We start from the raw sequence: 2,808 nt of genomic DNA, 5'->3' as shown, positions 1-2,808 counted from the left end.
GCACTATTCTCTATCGCTTCCATTTTGTTATTTGTTTTCACACGCAGCCATTCTTCCCATAAAGAGCTTAGTTCTGAGTAATTAAGGTTTGCACCGAATGGAGGATCAATAAATATATAATCAGCCTTTACATCTATGGGTGATGTAAGCGATTGGGTGGTTATTATAGACGGCGAAGAAATATCTTTGAAGGCGGTTTTTAGCTTTTTTAACTTGTTTTTGTAAGCAGTAAACACATTGGATTCAGATATCTGAGACCCTATGTACATAGTACCGCTAAGAGGATTGTATGGATAAGAAACGCCAGGTCGATATCTATTAAGCTTGCTAATATTAATCAACTGCGAATTGAATAAAAGGAGAGTCTGACTTGAATTGCAAAGGTCACGTATTTTCGAAAGGATCCACAAATTCCTTTTAGTATAAAAGTGGTGAACGTGTGTTATCCCTACACGATCGTTTCTACGAGTTTCTTTTCCTTCAATCATTCTGTTTGAAGGATACCAGTATGGTATTTTTGAGTTTTCTATTTTATCTATACACTCGAAGTCACTCGCATCTAGTCGTTTATTAAAACTTTTTTTTTCGCCATTAATAGAATAGTTAATTAGCACGGGTACTTGTTTGGACTGCTCAATGTTTTTCTTAAGAGAGTGGTCATATGTTGTCATCCATAAACACTCGAGCTGTCTTTTAACGAGCTTTGTTCGACAGTGGGGACAAGAAAATTCGTAGCTTACTTTTCCAGTATCCTTATTGACAGCAGTTTCCCAGAACACAACTTCACCTGTACATTCTGAACAAATGAATACGTCAGACCAGACTGTGTAGTTAATTCTTCCTGAAGTTACACCATCAGAATGAAGAGTTTCATACATCCAGCCACATTCACGTTCAGCCTCTTCAAGAATTTTGCTGGCTTCTTTATCAAACGAAGGTAAATCGACCGGAGTATTATAATTGTGGGAAATGAAAGTAGCGGCAGGAGACAGGTCATTCAGAATACAGCGACGTGCCCCAAGTTTTGAAATAGGCTTCCAAGTTGTTTTATCTGCCTCAGCATCTTGCTGCAAAATAGTGCCATCGGGCTTAACCTGATAGCCCATTGACAATAAAGTGTTTCGATCTCCACATAATTGTGCTGCTATACCAGCCATCCCTGTACCTGCAAACCCATCAAATACGATATCTCCCGGTTCTGTAAAATGCAGGATATAACGCATGATCGCTTTATGAGGTACCTTGGTATGGTAGCTATGGGCATTATATATAGGATCGTTTTTTCCTTCGCTGACATCAGCAGCAAAGGGTTCTCGGTGATAGTGATATCCTGATTCTTTTTCGGGATTTTTCGTTTCCCATTCCGCAATGAAATCAGCAATCCATGGATTTGGACAAGCCGTGTAATAAGGCGGGTCAGACAAGTTCAACATATCCTCATCCTCTCCAATCGGGAAACCCTCGATCTTGCGAAACTCCGGATCTTTTAGTTTTTTCGCTAACAGACCTAAGAAGTAAGTACGCCGTTCTTCGTCATTGGCGAAGGTCTTTCCCAGACACTCAACGGGGCCATTATCAGCTGGGGCTTGATCTTGGAGAGGCAGATCGCTTTGGTTCATATCCATTCTTTACTTCAGTACAATACGTACTTTGCTGATGTCTTGGCCTTTACACTTATTGTTAAGGTACTGGTCAAGACGTTGCTTGATTTGATCTACAGTTGCTGCGGAGCCCTCGGCAAATAGAGCATTTTGTATATCTTCCTTGCCGACTTCGACAGGTACCAGGCCTTGCAGTACCTGACTTAGCGCTTTTATAAAGTCGTCTCTCACGGTGGACGGCAGTGATCGACCCGCTATAAACGGATTGATCAGAGCGCTGTCCTGCTCATTGAGTAATCTCAGACTGTCTTTAGTAGTTGGATCTGCTAGGTTATCTAGCAGTGCTTCAGTCCAGTTGGTGATCATTGGATCCAACTGGTCTTCGAGGTTCTTCAGTCGGGTAGCCGCCGATATGCTCAAATCCTCATTGATGGGCCTGAAGTTTAACTTATTTGGAACCGGGTCAGCTAACAAATCCTTCTCTGATAATGAACCAGCCGCTTTCAAGCTGGCCAGCTTGTTCCGGTAGTCTATTAGCTGGCTGCTGGGCAGGATGGCGATGGTGCTCAATGCTTGTAATTGTTCAAGACGGTTATCACTGACCAGCTTGGTTTTACGCTTGTATTCTGACCGCGTTAATCGAGCCTTTGCATATAAACCTGCGTAGATGCATATGTATTTATTTTTCAGATTTGTTAAACGGCCGCTAACCTGTGAGTGGAAATTGAATTTCGAGCGTTTATCCTCATCATTCAGTTGTTGCAGCGTGTCCAGCCTGGTGGTCTTTACCTGCCCATTCCATTCGTGCACCATGGGCAAGATGGCTTCAGCCTTTGACAGATAGGTTGCCAATGGTGACAGGTCGGCAACCAGATTCTGCAGTTTTTTGATACTGGCCAGCTGGTTTAGGCCGTCTTTCTGTTCTCTGACCTGCTCAGCTGTGTAGCGGAAGTTCTTAAGTTTCCCGGTGGTGTTGTAGGCTTGCATGCTCTCCAGAAAGGTTTTGGTTTCCATTAGCTGTGTTTTGTACTGATCCGCTTCTGCCTCGGTTAACACGCTTCCGCCCCAGAATGGCAGGCAATCTCTCAGGCTGTGAAGTGTAGTGACGAGCTGATTGACCTTACTGGCGACACAATCTTGCATGGCAGAAATACTGCCATCCTTGTTTTGGGTGATTTCAATGGCCAGACCGGATGGCAGCTCAAGC

The 2,808-nt window shown here is 43.4% G+C and carries 2 protein-coding genes; both read right to left on the bottom strand.

What is annotated here, in order from left to right:
- On the bottom strand, positions 1-1,625 hold a 1,625-nt coding region (locus tag ACR2PX_RS15650), incomplete at its 3' end, for a DNA methyltransferase (RefSeq protein ID WP_434000287.1).
- A gap of 3 nt (positions 1,626-1,628) precedes the next feature.
- A partial coding sequence (locus tag ACR2PX_RS15645; RefSeq protein ID WP_434000286.1) for a DUF6079 family protein occupies positions 1,629-2,808 on the bottom strand: 1,180 nt, incomplete at its 5' end.

The sequence above is a fragment of the Endozoicomonas sp. genome, from assembly GCF_051008435.1.
In the GTDB taxonomy this organism is placed as follows: Bacteria; Pseudomonadota; Gammaproteobacteria; order Pseudomonadales; family Endozoicomonadaceae; genus Endozoicomonas_A.
Note: the sequence above shows the minus strand (reverse complement) of the source record. Positions and strands in the feature narration are given on the sequence as shown.